Source organism: Acinetobacter sp. Marseille-Q1623, assembly GCF_902809895.1.
Taxonomy (GTDB): domain Bacteria; phylum Pseudomonadota; class Gammaproteobacteria; order Pseudomonadales; family Moraxellaceae; genus Acinetobacter; species Acinetobacter piscicola_A.
This window is the reverse complement of the sequence record NZ_CADDWG010000001.1, coordinates 2,012,314-2,030,066: the sequence shown is the minus strand read 5'-3', so window position 1 is coordinate 2,030,066 and position 17,753 is coordinate 2,012,314. Positions and strand designations below refer to the sequence as shown.

Here is a 17,753-nt window from a genome sequence, read left to right as displayed (position 1 = left end):
TTTTTATTAGACTTCTACATAGAAATTCTTATAATTTGATTTTTGTTAATAAAAGATGATGAACGAAGATGATTCGTTTAATGCAAAGCACAGATTTACATGCTGTTGCTCAGATTGAAAATCTTGTTCAGTCGCATCCTTGGACCTTAAAGCAATTTCAAGAAGCTATTGATAGTTATCAGAGTACGGTACTTGAAATACAAGGAAAGGTGGTTGGTTTTTGTATTTTACAACCTGTATTAGATGAAGCAAATTTATTGCTAATGGCTATTCATCCAGCGCAACAAGGTCAAGGCTTGGGTTATCAATTATTAGCTGAATCTATTCAATTATTAAAAAACAATCCAATTCAGGTCTTTTTAGAAGTGCGTGAATCTAATCATGCGGCAATTGCTTTATATGAAAAGTCTGATTTTCATCAAATTGATCTGCGTAAACATTATTATCCGAACAAAGACGGTGGTCGTGAACATGCGATTATCATGGTAAAAAGCTTTACAGATGATTTTTCACAGTTATTTAAAGTTTGAAATATCAAATACTTATTTTATGATGGGTTCATTCCATTCAGAAGGTAAGGTTGTCATGAGCATATTCCCTAATTTGTTAATTTCTTCTTGATCTAAATGGCGACCGATGTGTCGCCATTGCCCATCAAGTAGTAATTCAAAGGGTGCATATTGAGACTTATAATTCATTTTCTGTGAATGTGGCACCCAATAGCCTAAGTATACATAGTCTTTTTGTTGCGATTTTACATATTCAATTTGTTTTAATATCGCAAAAACCCCTAATGAGCGACGATTTTCATCAGGATCAAAAAACGTATATACGGCAGATATTCCGTCATCAAGTGTGTCACACGTAGATACGCTAATCAGTTGATTATCTTTCCAAAGTTCTAAAAAAAAGCTGTCACTACAACTATGGATTAAAAATTTTTCAAATTGGTCATAACTTGGTGGAAACATATCTCCATCTGCATGGCGTTCATTGATATAGCGTTCATACAGTTTATAGTGTGTGATATTTGCATCTTGTGTAGATACGATTTTCATCGTGAGGTCTTGATTGCGCTTCCATGCTTTTCTCTGTGAGCTGTTCATTTTAAATTCGTTGACAGGCACACGGCACGACAAACATTGGCGACAGAGATGACATTCAGGTCGATAGACAAAATCACCGCTACGGCGAAAGCCCATACGTGATAACTCTGATAATGTCACGACATCGATACGATGTGCAGGGTCTAGAAACACCATACGTGCTGATTTTTCAGCTAAATAGCTACAGTCATGTGGTGGGGTAATATAATATTGTAAGTCGTTCAAGCGGGACTTTGGTTGATATGAGTTCATAACGATATGTCCCTCCAAGTGTTCCTATCCAGTTATTTTCAGTCCATTAATTTTGCAGTTTGCGCTATTGTTTTACTTGAAAATACACGTTCTTGATAACTTTTCCAATCTATAGAGGGGTGTTTAATTACATCTTGTAACGATTTTAAGTAGTCTTGACGAGAAAGTGTACAGGCACCGAGGCTGAGTAAGTGATCATTGACCAATTGACAGTCAATCCAAGGCAGTTGGTTTTCATGACCAAGCAGCATTAATGTATAAAATGCCATTTTAGAGACGTCGGTTTGTGTACTAAACATGGATTCACCAAAACAGCCATGACCAATTGTTACACCGTATAAACCACCAACGACTTTATCTTGATCCCAAACTTCGACACTATAGGCATAACCTTCTTGAAATAGTGCACAGTAACCTTGAATAATATCTTCTGAAATCCATGTTTCATCAGCATAGCTTCTAGGCAGGGAGCAAGAACGAATGACTTGTTCAAAAGCTTGATTGATTGTAATTCTATAATCAAACTTTTTCATGTTACGCACGAGAGATTTACTTGGATGGTAATCTTGTGGTCGGATGATGCAACGGGGTTCAGGGCTCCACCAACAAATTGGTTCACCTTCTGAAAACCATGGAAATAGTCCATGAGTGTACGCTTCAAATAGTGTAGATGGAGTGAGATCTGCACCAATACAAATTAATCCTTCGCCATCAGGGTCATATTCTAAAGGATCAGGGAATTTAAATTTTGAAGGATTCAGCATATGTATCAAATAAAAAAAGATCAGCTTTATATTAGCTGATCTTTTTTAGTCATGTATTGCAGAAGTTATGCAAAAAGTTTCAATTGTTTAGCAATTTTAATTTTATCTTGTTCAAGGAAGAGTTGAGCTTTTTCTTGCAAGAGTGTCAGACTTGTTGCTTTGTCTGTAATCGTTTCCCCTTTATCAATGATAAACCAGCCTAAATCATTCAATACTTGTTGAGCATATTCAGCAAACTGTTTTGCTGTTTTTAAGCCATCAATAAAATGTGCACGATAGAATAATTGCGTGAATTGATCAGCATTAATGCCAATACCAGAAATAGGGCAGGCTAAAACTTGATAGTTATTGTGAAAACTGGCTTGTTCTAAAATAAAACGATTTAACTGATGTGCGTGTTGTAGTGTTTCTTGAGAGACTTCTGCTTGACAAGGTTGTGCGAAACCTAAATGGCATAAAATAACCAATGCATTTAAAATTTTTGCATAAGATTGGTCTAGTAATTTTTTTTCAATATCAGCAATGGTTTGCGGAGCATAATTCTCTTGTTTGAATAGTTTGCCTAACGGTTCATAAATGTCTTGGATTAAGTTAAATTCACCCAAATATCCTGTGATGGTTTTAGGTAAGTGCTCAGGTGCTATTAAAAGAACAAAAGCTGTATTTCTTAAGCGAGTTTGTATTTCTAATGGGCTGAGATTATTTTTACCACGGATAAATAAATCTTTTCTAAATTGTGTATTGGCAAAATAGTCGCGGCATTGTTCTCTAAGAATAGGGTGTTCAATTTTATTTAAAAATTGTTGGTGCTCTTCTGAGAAGTTAATACTGTTTAATTGAGTGTTTAAATCTGTTGAGCATGCATAAGTGAGTTTTGCCTCTTCTAAAATGCGTGCAACTTGTTGAAATGAAAAACATTGCCAATCTTGGTTTAAATACTCATGAATTAAATAGTTTGGATTTTGCTTTTGTAAGTCTTGGATTTTGCTTATCGCATTCGGATTACGTTTCGCAAAATTAGGGTTTTGCTGTAATAATGCTTCACTAAAGGCGAGTGAATCTTTGACTTTTTGAATGGGATTATTGCTGATGCTATTAAACTTAAAATGACTATGGAATAATTCACGAATCGGAATATTTGCTGCCCAGCCTGTAACGCAGTTATAGCTGATATACACAATGCCATTTGGTTTAAGGTATTTACGAATAAATTTTAAAATAATATGTTGATTTTCATGACTAATCCAACTCCAAATTCCATGTAGACTGATAGAGTCTAACATCGGTAAATCTTTGTTGAGAAGTTCTTCAAAACTCGCGTCATAAAACTGATGTGGGATCTGGCTATGTTCTGCAAGCATTGAAGCATGTCCAGCATGAGCAGGGTTGAAGTCAGTACCGATAAATTGTCCTAAATTCGAAGCTGCATGAATGTTTAGACTGACCCCTTGCCCAAAACCTAATTCACAATGAAAATGTTGTTCATTTGAACTAGGACTATCAACACCATTAAGCAATAAACAGAACTTTTGATAATTCGGGCTTAAATCTTTGTAATAACCATACGTATAATTCACTTCTGTTTGATAGCCATCAGTCCATGTGTTGCTCATTTTTTATCCTTAAATAGATCGGTTTTAACGTGAATTCGAGTAAGAAAGCTTCTAAAGAATAGGCATTTGATTCAAAATTTAATCATAAAAAATAAAGATTGCAAATGTCTAACAAGGCACAGCTTACATCACTTCTTTGGTGAATAAATGACTTTTGTGTAGATATTTTTATTACATCATTTGGAATTCTATTAAAAGGAAAATATTGATTAATATCATGTATTTTAAATAGTTCGGATAACAGTGAAATTTTTATAGCAGCTTTTTATTCTTTTAAAGAATATAGTATGTTGTAGATCACGTAGTATTTAAAAGCAAATCCTGATCAATTTTTCTGTTTATATAATAGGGGTATCATTTTGATTTTTAAAAGATATTTTAGTGGCTAAATGAAGGTTGTTGAAAACAATTTTTCTGTTTTGACTGTGTATATAAGTTGTCATAAATAGATATAATTATTTGATCATAAAGAGCTATATCTTTTAAAAAATAGCATTTTTTTGTATTTAAAAATGATAAATATCAATAAAAAAAACCGCCATTGCTGACGGTTTTTTACATTCAAGATAGAAAATTATTTTTCTAAACTATCTAAATAGCGATCAGCATCTAGTGCCGCCATACAGCCTGAACCTGCTGATGTAATTGCTTGGCGATACACATCGTCAGCAACATCACCTGCAGCAAAAACACCAGCCACAGATGTTGCAGTTGCATTGCCAGCTGTGCCACTGTGTACTTGGATATAGCCATTGCGTAGTTCAAGTTGACCCTCAAACATTGCTGTGTTTGGTTTGTGACCAATTGCAACGAATAATCCTGTTACTGCAACATCTTGCTGAGAATCATCGAGTGTTGATTTTAAACGGACTGAGGTTACGCCTGAAGCATCATCCCCAAGAACTTCTTCAACTGCATGATTCCAAATAATACTGATTTTGCCTTCTTTTTCTTTTTCAAAAAGATGGTCTTGCAAAATTTTCTCAGAACGTAGTTTGTCACGGCGATGTACTAAAGTAACATGCGATGCGATATTTGATAAATATAGTGCTTCTTCAACAGCAGTATTACCACCACCTACAACCATGACATTTTGGTTCTTATAGAAGAAACCATCACAGGTTGCACAAGCACTTACACCTTGCCCCATGAACGCTTGTTCAGATTCTAAACCTAAGTACTGTGCAGTTGCACCTGTTGCGATAATTAACGCATCACACGTATATTCTTCCATATCACCTTTGAGCACAAATGGGCGTACAGTAAGGTCTACTTCATTAATATGGTCATATAAAATTTCAGTGCCAAAGCGTTCAGCATGTGCTTGCATTCGCTCCATTAAAGCAGGGCCTGTTAAACCTTCTGGGTCACCTGGCCAGTTATCTACTTCAGTTGTGGTGGTTAATTGACCGCCAAGTTGCATACCAGCAATTAAAGTTGGTTTTAAATTGGCACGTGCAGCATAAACAGCAGCGCTATAACCCGCAGGGCCAGAACCTAAAATAATTAAACGTGAGTGACGAGCGCTCATTTATGCCATCCTTTTTATATCAGAAAATATAGAATCTGCTAAAATTATACGTGAAAGTTGAATGTGATTGGGGTTGTTCAATGTCGATAAAACTGATGAGCTAAATCGAATTGAACCATATACCGAATATATACAAATAACTTAACAACATACTGCAACAATCTTGCATCTTTTTTGTAAGAACAGGTGCATAATATAAAGATTTCTTGCATGAAGAAAGTAATTCGTTTCATCAAAAGTACATTAATGAATAATTGGTTACAGGACAGTATATGACTGCGGTGTCGAGTGTTTATGCACAGCGCTTTTTATTAACATTATTCTTGATTTCATTTGGGATTTACCTGTTCTTAGCGACAGTGACATATACCCCATTTGATCCAGGCTGGATGCATATCTCGAGTGACACGCAACAAGTGTCTAATGCCAGTGGCGTGGCGGGTGCGTGGATTGCAGATTTACTCTTTGGATTTTTAGGGTGGGCGAGTTTACTCATTCCATTTTATCTTTTTGTTGAAGCGATTCAAGTCTGGTGGCCGAGAAGTTTTTTGAGTAAACCTTTTCGCTACGCAGCACAATTTTTTATTTTACTAACCACATCAAGTTTATTGTATTTATTGTGGAATGTCCCTGCAGATACCTTGGCAAATGCGTCAGGTGGAATTATTGGGTATGAGTTGGGGGAAAGCCTTTCTCAGTTGTTAACCATTTATGGTGCTTGTGCATTTTTATTCATTTTACTTGGCGTACTCTGTACTTTAGCCTTTGGTATTCAGTGGAATAAAACATGGGCAACGCTTAAGGCAACACCAGCATATTTACAAGATTTATTTTATAAAAATGTACCCGAAAGTGAGTCTGCTTATGATTTGACTGCTGAACCTAAACCTGTTGTCAAAACCAAAAAAGCAATAGAGAGAGAACAGCAGAAAGAACATACTGAAGTTGTGGCACAAATGAGTGTAGCCCAAACAGCGACAGCAACAAAACATGAACAAGTCGCTGCGCGTTTGTTTGATGATATGGTGGATCAAGAGCACAACATCCAACAAAAAGTATTGTCTGAACATAAAAATGATGACGATGAATTAGAACAAACTTTAGCAAAAGCGCGCCGTTTACAAGAAGACAGTAAACGTTTTGTCCCTACGGGTGAAATTTGGAAGCCTTTGGAACAAAATCAAGATCATAACCGTGATATTGATGCCTTATTACGTGCTTCAGAAGATCATAAAGATCATGTTCATTCGTCGTCAGATTTGTTGAATAACAACATAGTCCATACGGAGCAGAATACGACAGTCCTCAAACACTCTACACATGATGTGCAAGATTTAGATTGGGATGATGACCAAGTTTTTGATGATTTATTGGCGGTTGTACCTAAAGACAATACTGCAACAGATGTACACCGTCCATTTAGTCAAACAGCTGAAGCACATTCAACAGGGCATTCTTTAGATCTTGATCTCCCAAGTTTGGCGCAAGTACAACAGCCTCACTCAAGTCATGATGCTGACCGTTTAGCTGCAGAGTTAGATGATTTAGCACATTTGGCTGATGCATCTATTGAACAAGTCACTGATGTTCAGCCTGAAGTGCGTAAAGCAAGCAGCTATGCACAATCTTCACCTTTGGTAAAAGCCGAAATTCAAACGAATTTAATGACTTCAGTGGTGTCTGAAGAAGAAAAGTCACGTATTTCTTCTGATAAAGATGCATTTAGAGCGGCTTGGCAAGAAACAGCAGGTAAACCTGTTGAAGATGATGTTTTAGATGAAGAATTTGATCTAGATGCACCATTGACGGATGCCTTAGGTCGACCAATGTCTCGTTCAATGCAAGTTGCACAAAAAAGACGTGATTTGCCAACATTACCTGGTTATGAATTATTAGATAAGGTCGATCCTAATAAAAAAGTAAACTTCACGGCTGATCAATTGGCACGCTTGTCTGAGTTATTGGAAATTAAATTACAAGAATTTAATGTTAAAGCCAAAGTGATTGAAGCACAACCAGGACCTGTAGTCACACGTTTTGAATTAGACCTTGCACCAGGGGTAAAAGCGTCTAAAGTGACCAATATTTCACGTGATCTAGCACGTTCTATGTCAATGGCTTCGGTACGTGTGGTCGAGGTGATTCCAGGTAAGCCTTATATTGGTATTGAAGTGCCGAACAGTTCCCGTGAAATGGTACGTTTAATTGAACTATTAGAAACTCCGACATTTAAAGATCCTTCGGGATTACTTTCGATGGCGATGGGCAAGGATATTTCAGGCAATCCTGTCATTACTGACTTGGGTAAAGCCCCACACATGTTAGTTGCAGGAACAACAGGCTCAGGTAAATCGGTTGCAGTCAACTCGATGATTTTATCCATGTTATTGAAATATACACCTGACCAGTTGCGTTTGATCCTCATTGATCCAAAACAGCTCGAACTTGCTAACTATAATGATATTCCTCATCTTTTAACGCCTGTTGTAACGGACATGAAAGATGCTGTAAGTGCGCTGAATTGGTGTGTGAATGAGATGGAACGCCGTTATAAATTAATGTCATTCTTAAAAATCCGTAAATTGGCAGACTATAATCGTAAGGTTGAAGAAGCAATCGCCAATGGTGAAGACTTAATCGACCCGACATGGAAGCCATCAGATTCAGCGACACAAGAACGTGCACCGCGCTTACAGCCATTACCTTCGATTGTGATTGTGGCTGATGAATTTGCAGACATGATCATGCAAGTGGGAAAAAAAGCAGAAGAAATGATCACGCGTTTGGCTCAAAAGTCACGTGCAGCAGGAATTCATTTACTTCTTGCAACACAGCGTCCATCGGTCGATGTGATTACCGGTTTAATTAAAGCGAATATACCGACGCGTGTGGCTCTGCGTGTCAATAGTAAAATTGATTCACGTACTATTTTAGATGCAGGCGGCGCAGAGGATTTACTTGGTCATGGTGACATGTTGTTCTTAGGACCAGGTAAAATTGAACCTGAACGTGTACATGGTGCATTTATTTCAGATGATGAAGTCAACCGAATTTGTGATGCTTGGCGTGAACGTGGCGAGCCAAATTATGTCGATGAGATTTTAACGCCATATGATGAAGAGCCAACATCAAAAGGCTTTGAAGATGGCGATGGTGATCCAAATCGTGATGCTTTATATGATCAGTGCGTCTCTTTTGTGCTAGAAACACGTAAAGTATCTGTTTCATCTTTACAACGTAAATTTAGTTTGGGTTATAACCGTGCTGCACGTATTGTTGACCAGATGGAAGAACAGGGCATTGTGAGTGCAATGGGACCAAATGGCAAACGAGAAATTTTGGTTTGATTTAGTTTAACTTGAGATTTGCAATGAGTTTCGGCTCATTGCAATTTTGTAGCACACTTAGTGGCTAATTCAGCGAGATTTTTAATTTGAAATAAATCATTTTAAATTCAAGATGTTCTTTCACCCAATAGGGGATCTCTCATGTTATTGGCATTAAGTACCTTAGTTTTTATTCATTTTTGTGCTTTAGTGACACCAGGTCCAGATTTTTTTATTGTTTCTCAAACTGCGATTAGTCGTTCTCGTACTCAAGCAATGTGTGTGGTATTGGGAATTACAGTTGCGGTAGTGCTGTGGGCATTTTTTGCTTTAATAGGCTTAAATTATATTTTTGAAAAATTTGTTTGGTTTAAACAGGTCATGTTGGTATTGGGCGGTATTTATTTATGTTGGTTAGGTTTTCAGTTGTTAAAATCTGCATTTTCTAAGCAAAAAATAAATAGTCCAATCGTTGAAGTTGAATTGCCTAAAAGCCATTTTAAATTTTTTATGAAAGGTTTGTTGACGAACTTATCTAATCCGAAGGCTGTGATTTACTTTGGTAGTGTTTTTTCTATGTTTCTTGCAAATCCTCAATTAGATCAAATGCATGCTGTTTTGCTATTGATTGTTGGCGTGGAAACATTGATGTGGTTTGTCTTTGTGGCATTTATTTTTTCATTACCCCGTTTTAAAACTGCTTATCAACGTGCAGCAAAATGGATTGATGGTATCGCTGGTGGATTATTTACTGCATTTGGATCTTATTTAATTATTAATAAGTAATTATTAATAAATAATTATAAATTTTGAGTGAAATGGTTTAAAAGTTGATTCTAGCCATAAAAAAAACCTACAATTGTGCAGGTTTTTTTAATCTTATTCGTGATTATGCAAATTTTGCTAAAACTTCTAAAAAGCCATCTTTTTGACGAGGATATTGTTTGATCACGTCATGGATACGTTGACCTTCAGGATTGGTTGCATTGATGTCACGACCATCGGCAATAAATTTATTCAACAGGCGTTCATAGTCAAAAGGACGCATGTGTTTAAAAGCATGATAAAGCACATGAAAGTCAGCATTGACACCTTCAGGAGGTAACTGATCTAAATAGGCAAAAACACGCTCGTCCGACCATTCCTCATTGAACGTTGCTGGCTGTGAAAGTGCCATAACAGCATCTCCTCAAAATAAAAAATTGACATTCTTCAGTATTATAAAAAGCTTTTGAAAAACTGTTTATAAGGAATACTGCAAAGGTTTTCTGAATTATGTCTAATAAAAAAGGGCAAAATATGAGATTAGATGAGTCAAGCATTGCTTTAGCTCACCTAATGACTTGCAGCGCTGCTGTAAGTCAACTGAATAGAATCAAATTTCTATACAGCTTGTCTCATATTTTGCCCTGAATCAATTCACTTGACTAATCAATAATGAAATTAACGTTCTTCAGGTAAATTGATATTCATTTCTAGCATTTCAATGTTTGCTTCTGAACGTACAGACATTTGAATATGTTGTTCATCTACGCCACGAACATAGCGATTCACAACTTGCATGATTTCTTTTTTCATTTGATCAATTTTATCTTGACTCAAACGTTTGCCTAAACCTTGTTCAGAGGCAACAATGACTTTCAAACGATCTTTAGCAGTTTGCGCACTTGAAGGCTTGTCATCATTACTAAATAATTTACTCCAAAATCCCGCCATTCTTACGCTCCAAATAATCTCGCTAACCAACCTTTAGGCTTAACAGTAATATGTCGATATGGACGCTCTTCACCAAGGAAGCGAGCAACTAAGTCATCATAAGCTTGTCCTGCACTTGCTTCTGTATACAAAATAACAGGTTTACCTTCGTTGGATGCTTGTAGCACGCTTGGACATTCAGGAATTACACCTAAAGTCGGGATACGTAAAATATCTTTTGAAATATCATCAATAGTTAACATTTCTTGTTTGTCGGCACGTTCTGGGTTGAAACGTGTGATACATAAATGTTTACGTACTCGTCCTTCGTTGTTTTCGATTTTCTTGGTTTTGCTGTCTAGCATTCCGATGATACGGTCAGAATCTCGAACTGAAGAAATTTCTGGGTTGGTTACAATAATTGCTTCATCTGCATGGTACATTGCCAAAATAGCACCACGTTCGATCCCTGCAGGAGAGTCACAGATAATATAATCAAACTCTTGTGAAAGCTCATCCATCACACGTGCAACGCCTTCGTCTGTTAAGGCATCTTTATCACGGGTTTGTGATGCAGGTAAAATATAAAGATTTTCGATGTCTTTATCACGGATTAAAGCCTGTTGTAAACGGGCTTCATTATTCAAAACATTCACAAAGTCATAAACGACACGGCGTTCACAACCCATGATTAAGTCTAAGTTTCGTAGACCGACATCAAAATCAATAACAACAGTTTTATGACCACGAAGGGCTAGTCCTGTTGCAAAAGATGCACTTGTTGTAGTTTTACCTACGCCACCTTTGCCTGATGTAACGACAACAATTTTGGCCACCGAATCCACTCCTGTTATGGTCATTCATCCCCTTTGTGAGGGGAGTTTATTATGGTGTTAATTTATACATTAAAATTGCAGAACTGAAAACTCAAGTTCTTGCTGGTCATTCAAGTAAATATGCACAGATTTTTTGATGAATTCCGCTGGAATATCATCAGCTACACAATATGTTCCCGCAATAGAAACCAATTCAGCTTCTAAGGAATGACAAAAAATTCTTGCAGCGCTATTACCGCCTGCACCTGCAATCACTCTACCACGAACACTGCCATAAATATGTATATTTCCAGAAGCAATCACTTCTGAACCACTATTTATTCCAGCATTCAAAATGATGTCACCATGATCTTGTACTAAACATTGTCCAGTCCGCAGAATTTCGTCATGATAAGACGTTATATGGCTAACCGTAGTGTGTTGTTGTGTAACTTTCGATGGTGCATCTGTATTGTCATGTGCAGGTGAAGCTGTTGCGGGTGCTGCAACCACCTGTTCTTTCGTTGCTTTAATACGTTGTAAAGGTCGGTCAGAAGGCAGGATTGGAAATTGAATCGCTTGAGCTTGTTCGCTTAAAATGCCATCAATCACGCCCATCGGTTGTAAATCTAGGCTAATTAATAGCTGAATTAACGCAATGAGTTCTTGTTCAACAGTACTGTCAAGAACGACCAAAGCCCCTTGATAAGAAGTTTCTGCCATCATAGCGCTAAGTTGCTGGCGGATAGCATCATGATCATTTGTATCGAAGATTAATCGGGTAAAATTAACCATTCTGCCTGTAATCCGTATATCAGCCATAACTATTCCTTAAAGGCTCGTCACCTGAAAATGATAAATAAAGTCAAACTTTAAAAACTGCTCAAATGCTAGAACAAATTGAACGATTTCTCTAGCATAGATACAAATATTTGCATTGATTTGCTCAATCTTTGAATCACTTAATCATTGGCTTGGTCATATTTTTCGAGTTCAATCTGCCATTGTTTAATTTTCACTTGTTTACGGATCGCCGCTAAGCTTTCATAGACTGCTGATTCGACCAATTGTTCTAAGGCTTTATTTTCAATGTTTAATTGGCTTAGTTTGTCAGAAATGAGCATATAAATTTGGTTCGGCTGAGCATGTGAACCAGCAGTTAAAGGAGCAATCAATCCTTGAGTAATGTTTTCACCTAAACGCTGACCAATACTCTGGATTTGATTTTCAATCATGCCACCTGCAATGGGAATCAGTCTGAGTAGTTGAGTCAGTTGAGGGGTATCTTCAATCGCTTGTTTGACGATTTGCCCAACGTTGTCTGCGATGAAGCGTTGCTGTGCTTTGAGTTCGGTGGCGAGCGTATCTTGTAAAATCTCTGCTAAGACCTGAGCAAATATTTCTCGGTGATGATCGACCAATTCATGAATAATTTTTTTATGACTTGAACTGGTATCAAGCTCATATTTAATCCCATCAATAACAGAAACAACAACACGGTCAGAAATTTCTTCCATCACCACGCGATAATAAAACAATACCTTTTTCATGATATTGTCAGGAATAACTTTATAGCCTAACTCATGTAAACGATAGGCAATAATGCCTGCACGAATTAGACGTAAGAAACGTAAATAAGGAATAATTGCTAAAATTTCATACCAATGAATAAAAGGGAAGAAAAACCAACGCTGATGATGTTTGTAGATAATGGCAATCAACCAACGAATGGCGAGTTCAACTACTAAAAATAAAATAAACCATCCTTCAGTTTTAATCACCCATGGATGTAAGTCTGATTTATAAAAAGCTAAAACTTCAGGCAAATGAATTTCATTAAAAAATAATTGCCCAAAACTGCTCATTAAAAATAAGTTAGCGCATAGACAAAACAGGTTGAAGACAATGATCGCCATCATGAAAATGTCATACACTAAAAACATTTTCCAACCCAAAGTATTGTGATGTTGTGGGCGAATACTTTTTTGCTTCGCTGTAGCCTGTTCTGTCATAACGATCCTTATTGGTTTCTATATCATTTTTTAGTTTTGATATTTTTGTTTCATCGAACTAATCAATTGATCTTTGTCTTGCCATAACTCATCGACCCAATGTTGAAATTTAGCACGGTATTCTGCATCTTCTTCATAATCACCGCCCAATACCCATGTTGGAATTTCGATTTTACGTAGATTGACTACGATTCGTGGAACTTCACCGAGCCAAAATTCGCCATAGCCTGGTGCACCATCAGGATAGACAATGGTCATGTCAACCAGGGCATCGATTTGATCACCTAAAATATTTAATGCTAGAGCTAATCCGCCAGCTTTCGGTTTAAGTAAGTTACGATAGGGGGACTGTTGCTGTTGATGTTTTTCAGGGGTGAAGCGTGTACCTTCAAGATAGTTTAATAACGTAAAGGGTTGGCTCAATAATTGTTCACATGCTTTACGCGCTTCTGCCATATCTTGATGTTTTAAGGCTGGATTTTTTTCGATTTGTGCTTTGCTATGACGCTTCATCATTGGAAAGCCTAAAATTTTAAAGGCTTGTCCCACAAAAGGAATAAAAATAAGTTCCCATTTGGTAAAGAAACGGGTCAGTGGCATACGGGTTAAGCCAAAATATTGATTAACTGTGGTATCGACCCAACTTTGATGATTACAGGTCATAAGGTAGCGACCTTGCATATTTAAGTCGAGATTTTGATCGACTGAAATCTCCCACTGTGTTTCCGGTAAGATATGATCGATGAGCCAATTGTTGACACTTAACCAACTGTTGGTAATTTGAATATTGGTTTCATCAACTTTTTTAGATTGTTTAAAGAGTTTGGTTAATCCGAGTGCTAATACAGGTGGACCATGAAAAAAAGTACTTCCTGTAATCACAGAACCGACAGTAAAGCCTTTGCTTATTTTTTTTAAAAAAGGGTGTTTCTGCTGTTGAGATGACATAGAAAAGTCCTAAAAAAGAGTTTTATGTGCGCATGACTGCTTTTAAATATAGTCGTTGTTTATGCAATTAAAAAGTCTGATTTCTTAACTATGTATAAATTATGATGAACTACACTGAAAATACTCAGTTATTTATTTCAAAATGTAACGAATTGGGATATTTTTAACAAAATGTCAATGGTTTAAGCGCATAATTTAAATCATTATTTCTAACATAGAAAAACACCAACCTTGGAGGCATGTAATGCGTGCACTTGTAATCTCAGCGGTAGTAGGGGCTTTGGCACTTTCTGGTTGCCAAAATATGGAATATGATAAAGCAGCAATTGGTACTGGCTTAGGTGCATTATTAGGCGCTGGTATTGCGTATTCAAATGCTGATAAAGATAAAATGGGTCAAGCTGCTGCAATTGGTGCAGTTGTTGGTGCAGGTGCAGGAGCACTGCTTGATCGTAAAGAAAAACGTTTACGTGAAGAGTTAGCGGGTACAGGTGTTGATGTAAACCGTAATCCAGATGGCTCAATCAATATGGTAATGCCAAGTGTAACTTTCGCGACAAACTCAGCATCAATTCAACCTAAATTCCAATCAGCGTTAAATGACGTTGCTCGTGTATTGGCTGAAGGTGGTACAGCTGGTAAATTAGCACTTGTTATTCATGGTCATACCGATAACACAGGTAATGATTCAATCAATATTCCATTGTCTCAAAGCCGTGCAAGTTCAGTATTGAACTATCTTGCGACTCAAGGTATTTCTGCGTCTCGTATGACAGCGAGAGGTTATGGTTCAACTTCGCCAGTTGCTGATAACTCAACAGCTGCAGGTCGTGAACAAAACCGTCGTGTAGAAATCACAGTTTATGAAACTAAATAATTATTGTTTCTAAATTGACTTAAAGAACCACCTTCGGGTGGTTTTTTATTTGTGAAAAAGCATGAAAAATTAGGCAAGATCGCTTTTGATGACTATAATCTAGCTCGAAGTTTTTAGAGGATGAACAATGTCAAAAGCAAGTCAGTTGAACGACAAGCAACTTGAAGCCATGAAGTATACTCAAGGACCCTTGTTAGTACTTGCAGGGGCAGGTTCAGGCAAAACTTCAGTGATTACCCGTAAAATTGCCTATTTGGTACAACAGTGTGGCATTCCTGCACATCGTATTACGGCAATGACATTTACCAACAAAGCTGCTCGTGAAATGAAAGAGCGTGTGGGTAAACTGTTAGGTAAAGAAGAGGGCAAAGGGCTTTCTGTATCGACGTTCCATACCTTTGGTTTGAACTTATTGCGTTTAGAGTTGAAGCATACGCCTTTAAAAAATAACTTTTCGATCTTAGATGCTGATGACTGTAAACGTATTTTGATGGATTTGATGCATCGCGATAATTTATCAGGTGCAGAAAGTAAAGATTTGATCGCCAAAGCCATGAAGAAAATTTCGGATTGGAAAAACGATCTGATTTTACCTGAGCAAGCACACAATACCTGTGAAACCACAGAAGATGTGCAATTTGCTCATTTATATCAACTTTATGAGCGTAATTTACGTGCTTATAATGCCGTAGATTTTGATGATTTGATCGTGATGCCAACACGGTTGTTACAAGACAATGCTGAAGTACGTGACCGTTGGCAAAATCGTATTCGTTATTTACTGGTTGATGAATATCAAGACACCAACACAGCACAGTATATTTTAGTGAAATTACTGGTTGGTGTGATGGGGCAGTTCACCGCCGTAGGTGATGATGACCAATCGATTTATGCATGGCGTGGTGCAAAGCCTGAAAATATGGCATTGCTCAAAGAAGACTTTCATAATTTAAAAGTGATTAAGCTTGAACAAAATTACCGTTCAACTAGTCGTATTTTAAAAGCAGCAAACCATGTGATTGACAACAATCCGCATATTTTTGATAAAAAATTGTGGAGTGATAAAGGGCATGGTGAAGTCATTCGTGTCATTACTTGTCGTAATGATGATGATGAATCTGAACGTGTAGTGAAAGATTTACTAACGCATAAATTGATGAATGGGAAAAATTGGAAAGATTATGCGGTGTTGTATCGTGGAAATTTCCAAGCCCGTGTACTCGAAACCCAACTGCGTCAAATGCAAATTCCTTATAAACTTTCAGGTGGTCAGTCTTTCTTTGCGCGTGCTGAAATCAAAGACATCATGAGTTATTTAAGGGTAATTATTAACCCTGAAGATGACAGTGCTTTCTTACGTATTATCAATACCCCAAAACGTGCGATTGGTCCTGTGACACTGGAAAAATTGGGTTTATTTGCCCAAGAAAATCATTTATCACTTTTAGCGGCTGCAAGTGATCAACGTCTTACCATGGTGATGCCGAAAAAAGCGACGACACAACTGGCTGAGTTTGCAGGTTTTATTGAAGATTTTACCCGTGAACTATTAGATGATGATGAGCCTGTGCCGAAAATTCGTCAGATGATGAATGAAGCAGGCTATATTGATTATTTACGTGAATCTGCTGCTACACCTGCGCAAGAAAAAACCAAGTTGGATAATGTAGAAATGCTATATAGCAGTATCCAAAGTTTGATTAATCGTGCCGAAGATGTCGATGAAAAAAACATTGAAAGTGTGATTCGTAAAATGGTGTTGCTTGATATGCTTGAACAGCAACAGGAAGAAGAAGACACGGATAAAGTGAATCTGTTGACCTTGCATGCATCAAAAGGTTTAGAGTTTCCATTTGTTTATATCATGGGTTTAGAGGAAGAGTTGCTTCCGCATAAAAACTCGATTGCGGCTGAAACTATCGAAGAAGAACGCCGTTTGATGTATGTGGGGATTACTCGAGCACAACAGGGCTTGACCTTGACCTTGGCGGAACAGCGCAAAAATGGCGGACAAATGAAGCAAATGACCCCAAGTCGTTTCCTAGATGAGTTGCCACAAGATGAATTGGATTGGTTAGGACGCAAGAAAAAGTTGGCTGAAAATGTCGATCCAAAACAGCAAGCACAGCATTATCTACAAAATTTAAAAGCGTTATTAAAACGTTAATTTACCCTTTTATTTCTTTTTAAATCTCTCTGACCTGTGTGGGAATAAGAGAGATTTTTAGTTTTCATTGTGTTCAATATAGGATTTTAGTATGAAAGTGCAAGTCAAAGTACTTGATCAGCGTTTAGGTCAAGAATGGCCAATGCCAACATATGCGACAACAGGTTCAGCAGGTTTAGATCTACGTGCATGTGTAGATGAAGCGACACAAATTGAACCGGGTCAAACGGTTTTAGTGAAAACAGGTTTGGCGATTTATATTCAAGACCCAAGTTTTGCAGGCTTAGTATTACCACGTTCAGGCTTAGGACATAAGCATGGTATTGTTTTGGGTAATTTGGTCGGCTTGATTGATTCAGATTATCAAGGTGAATTGATGGTATCTGTGTGGAATCGTGGACAGACTACATTTACCTTAGAGCCTGGTGAACGTTTAGCACAATATGTGCTTGTGCCTGTGGTACAAGCTGAGTTTGATTTAGTCAATGATTTTGAAGCGACTGAACGTGGTGCAGGTGGTTTTGGACATACAGGTCAGAATTAATCTACATTTGTAATTTTTTAGATAAAAAAGCCTGTTGATCAGGCTTTTTGTCATTTTTTTGTCGCTTTGTAACCAAAAGTATATTTAAAATATGTTTTATATT

Annotated in this window: 16 protein-coding genes; 6 read left to right on the top strand and 10 right to left on the bottom strand. The window is 37.2% G+C overall.

The genetic code is table 11. The annotated features are described in order from the left end of the window. The first annotated feature begins 68 nt into the window (after nt 1-68). Nucleotides 69-530 carry a ribosomal protein S18-alanine N-acetyltransferase gene (gene rimI / locus HUV91_RS09640; RefSeq protein ID WP_130074044.1) on the top strand — a complete coding sequence of 154 codons (462 nt, stop codon included), beginning with the start codon at nt 69-71 and terminating at the stop codon, nt 528-530. 12 nt (nt 531-542) lie between these two features. On the opposite strand, the gene HUV91_RS09635 is transcribed toward rimI, so the two are convergent. The 4 genes from HUV91_RS09635 to trxB form a co-directional block, all read right to left on the bottom strand. Next, nucleotides 543-1,358 carry an arginyltransferase gene (locus tag HUV91_RS09635; RefSeq protein WP_174493250.1) on the bottom strand — a complete coding sequence of 272 codons (816 nt, stop codon included), beginning with the start codon at nt 1,356-1,358 and terminating at the stop codon, nt 543-545. Between the two features lie 38 nt (nt 1,359-1,396). Further along, the gene (aat, locus tag HUV91_RS09630; protein WP_218946383.1) at nt 1,397-2,122 is read right to left on the bottom strand and encodes a leucyl/phenylalanyl-tRNA--protein transferase; all 726 of its coding nucleotides are present in this window, start codon (nt 2,120-2,122) and stop codon (nt 1,397-1,399) included. A 65-nt stretch (nt 2,123-2,187) separates the two neighbouring features. Further along, the gene (locus tag HUV91_RS09625; RefSeq protein WP_130074042.1) at nt 2,188-3,735 is read right to left on the bottom strand and encodes a class I SAM-dependent methyltransferase; all 1,548 of its coding nucleotides are present in this window, start codon (nt 3,733-3,735) and stop codon (nt 2,188-2,190) included. Nucleotides 3,736-4,309: 574 nt separating this feature from the next. Beyond that, the gene (gene trxB, locus HUV91_RS09620) at nt 4,310-5,266 is read right to left on the bottom strand and encodes a thioredoxin-disulfide reductase (protein WP_130074041.1); all 957 of its coding nucleotides are present in this window, start codon (nt 5,264-5,266) and stop codon (nt 4,310-4,312) included. A 272-nt stretch (nt 5,267-5,538) separates the two neighbouring features. On the opposite strand from trxB, the gene HUV91_RS09615 reads away from it, so the two are divergent. Both HUV91_RS09615 and rhtC read left to right on the top strand, forming a co-directional pair. Next, nucleotides 5,539-8,613 carry a DNA translocase FtsK gene (locus tag HUV91_RS09615; RefSeq protein WP_174493249.1) on the top strand — a complete coding sequence of 1,025 codons (3,075 nt, stop codon included), beginning with the start codon at nt 5,539-5,541 and terminating at the stop codon, nt 8,611-8,613. A 141-nt stretch (nt 8,614-8,754) separates the two neighbouring features. After that, on the top strand, nt 8,755-9,378 hold the full coding sequence (rhtC, locus tag HUV91_RS09610; protein ID WP_174493248.1) for a threonine export protein RhtC: 624 nt from the start codon (nt 8,755-8,757) through the stop codon (nt 9,376-9,378). A 103-nt stretch (nt 9,379-9,481) separates the two neighbouring features. Here rhtC and HUV91_RS09605 read toward each other — a convergent pair whose 3' ends face one another. The 6 genes from HUV91_RS09605 to HUV91_RS09580 form a co-directional block, all read right to left on the bottom strand. Next, nucleotides 9,482-9,769 carry a PA4642 family protein gene (locus tag HUV91_RS09605; RefSeq protein WP_174493247.1) on the bottom strand — a complete coding sequence of 96 codons (288 nt, stop codon included), beginning with the start codon at nt 9,767-9,769 and terminating at the stop codon, nt 9,482-9,484. A gap of 266 nt (nt 9,770-10,035) precedes the next feature. Further along, complete coding sequence (minE, locus tag HUV91_RS09600; protein WP_004648029.1) at nt 10,036-10,308, bottom strand: cell division topological specificity factor MinE; 273 nt, start codon at nt 10,306-10,308, stop codon at nt 10,036-10,038. A 2-nt stretch (nt 10,309-10,310) separates the two neighbouring features. Next, nucleotides 10,311-11,123, bottom strand: coding sequence for a septum site-determining protein MinD (gene minD / locus HUV91_RS09595; protein WP_130074058.1), 813 nt, complete (start codon nt 11,121-11,123; stop codon nt 10,311-10,313). Between the two features lie 69 nt (nt 11,124-11,192). Then, nucleotides 11,193-11,924, bottom strand: a complete 732-nt coding sequence (gene minC / locus HUV91_RS09590) for a septum site-determining protein MinC (protein ID WP_130074037.1) — start codon at nt 11,922-11,924, stop codon at nt 11,193-11,195. 140 nt (nt 11,925-12,064) lie between these two features. Then, nucleotides 12,065-13,114 carry a preprotein translocase subunit SecA gene (locus HUV91_RS09585; protein WP_130074036.1) on the bottom strand — a complete coding sequence of 350 codons (1,050 nt, stop codon included), beginning with the start codon at nt 13,112-13,114 and terminating at the stop codon, nt 12,065-12,067. A gap of 30 nt (nt 13,115-13,144) precedes the next feature. Beyond that, the gene (locus HUV91_RS09580; RefSeq protein WP_174493246.1) at nt 13,145-14,062 is read right to left on the bottom strand and encodes an acyltransferase; all 918 of its coding nucleotides are present in this window, start codon (nt 14,060-14,062) and stop codon (nt 13,145-13,147) included. Between the two features lie 244 nt (nt 14,063-14,306). Here HUV91_RS09580 and HUV91_RS09575 point away from each other — a divergent pair, with 244 nt between their 5' ends. The 3 genes from HUV91_RS09575 (at nt 14,307) to dut (ending at nt 17,650) form a co-directional block, all read left to right on the top strand. Further along, the gene (locus tag HUV91_RS09575) at nt 14,307-14,939 is read left to right on the top strand and encodes an OmpA family protein (protein ID WP_130074034.1); all 633 of its coding nucleotides are present in this window, start codon (nt 14,307-14,309) and stop codon (nt 14,937-14,939) included. 127 nt (nt 14,940-15,066) lie between these two features. Continuing rightward, nucleotides 15,067-17,106 (top strand): UvrD-helicase domain-containing protein, encoded by a 2,040-nt coding sequence (locus HUV91_RS09570; protein WP_174493245.1) that lies wholly within the window; start codon nt 15,067-15,069, stop codon nt 17,104-17,106. Nucleotides 17,107-17,197: 91 nt separating this feature from the next. Then, on the top strand, nt 17,198-17,650 hold the full coding sequence (dut, locus tag HUV91_RS09565) for a dUTP diphosphatase (protein WP_130074032.1): 453 nt from the start codon (nt 17,198-17,200) through the stop codon (nt 17,648-17,650). Nucleotides 17,651-17,753 lie beyond the last annotated feature (103 nt).